1 protein-coding gene is annotated in these 1,420 nt (G+C 59.7%); it reads left to right on the top strand.

Features of this window, described 5'->3' with window-relative positions; translation table 11 throughout:
- Nucleotides 1-196 precede the first annotated feature (196 nt).
- Nucleotides 197-790, top strand: coding sequence for an HhH-GPD-type base excision DNA repair protein (locus tag RQH14_RS23120; protein ID WP_311215449.1), 594 nt, complete (start codon nt 197-199; stop codon nt 788-790).
- Nucleotides 791-1,420: the final 630 nt, after the last annotated feature.

Raw genomic sequence — 1,420 nt, 5'->3', positions numbered from 1 at the left:
CAGAAAACAATACACGCCCCCAACCCCCAACGCAAATCCACCCCCACACCCCACCACACCGCCGTCGAACTCGCCACCGAACGTCAGGGCGTCAGCTGCCGCACTGCAGGCAGGAAACACATCTTGGCCGCAGCGGGCCGCACAGTTATGGGTCGCAATGAGCGGGCCCATGACGTTGACGCCGCCTGGTGGGAGGATGGAACGCATGGAACTGCACATCACGGGAGATGCCGCCGCCGACAGACTGCTCAGTGACGACGCTTTTGCGTTGCTCACCGGTATGTTGCTCGATCAACAGGTCACCATGGAATCGGCATTTGCTGGCCCAGAGAAGATTCGTACCCGTCTAGGGTCCTTGGACCCGGCCGCCATTGCCGACCACGATCCCGCCGGTTTCGTCGAAGTCTTCAAGGAGAGGCCGGCCGTCCATCGCTTCCCTGGTTCCATGGCCGGCAGGGTCCAGGCCCTGGCGGAAACGGTACACAGCGACTGGAATGGTGATGCTGCCTCAATCTGGACCCGGGGAAACCCTGACGGTGCTGAGGTACTTCGCAGGCTCAAAGCACTGCCGGGCTTCGGCGAACAGAAAGCGAAAATCTTCCTGGCCCTGCTGGGTAAGCAATGCGGCCTCGAAGCTGACGGCTGGCGGGAGGCCGCCGGCCACTACGGCGAGGAAGGATCGTACTTGTCCGTCGCCGACATCGTGGATCCAGAGTCATTGGTGAAGGTACGTGCCAGCAAGCAGGCCGCAAAAGCAGCTGCGAAGGCTGCTAAGTCGTCCAACGCTTAGTTTGCGCCGACCTTACCTATCGCCGTTTAGGGCAGGCTCTCCGGTTTCCCATTGAACTTCCTCTGCTGGTCCGGTACTGAATTTCCACTGATGAATCACTGGCCGTCAGTTCCAAGAGGTAGCGCAGGAAGGGGCGTCCGGAATCTTCAAAAGCCCCACAACCGGGGATCCTCCAACCCGCGCGTTCATACATCCTGCGTGCAGACATGTTCTCCCTCAACACTCTCAGGGACACCTCAACGAAACCGTCCGCTGCGAGGGGCTGAGTGACGTTTGTTCTGCGCATTCAAGGAAATCCACAGGGGTTCCCACACGAAAAATCAATGGCGTCGGCAGTTCCGTGGTTCTGTTCCTCGCTTCCATTCCTATATCTGCAGCGAAACCGGCAAGCCGTGCTCAGCTTAGTCCTGAGTCTGCCGCGGCGGCTTGGATGGGCCACCGCTTCGCGACGATCAACTTTTGAAAGCAATATTGCCGGCCGCTGCATCTGAACCAGGCGCCGACAGGTAAGTGCGCGCAGCGACAACGAAGTAACGAAGAAGGGGCTCCTCTTCACGGAGCCCCTTCGGGTGTTTTGTGTTGTGGTGGTTAAAGGGGAAGAGCCCCGACCTGTGGTCGGGGCTCTTGCCT

The sequence above is a fragment of the Arthrobacter sp. WCS2018Hpa-7 genome, assembly GCF_031843805.1.
Taxonomy (GTDB): domain Bacteria; phylum Actinomycetota; class Actinomycetes; order Actinomycetales; family Micrococcaceae; genus Arthrobacter.
This window is presented reverse-complemented; position numbering and strand designations above follow the sequence as displayed.

Excerpts from the sequence above, each read along its gene's own strand:
- RQH14_RS23120 (WP_311215449.1), top strand. The coding sequence starts at position 197 with ATGGAACGCATGGAACTGCACATCACGGGAGATGCCGCCGCCGACAGA.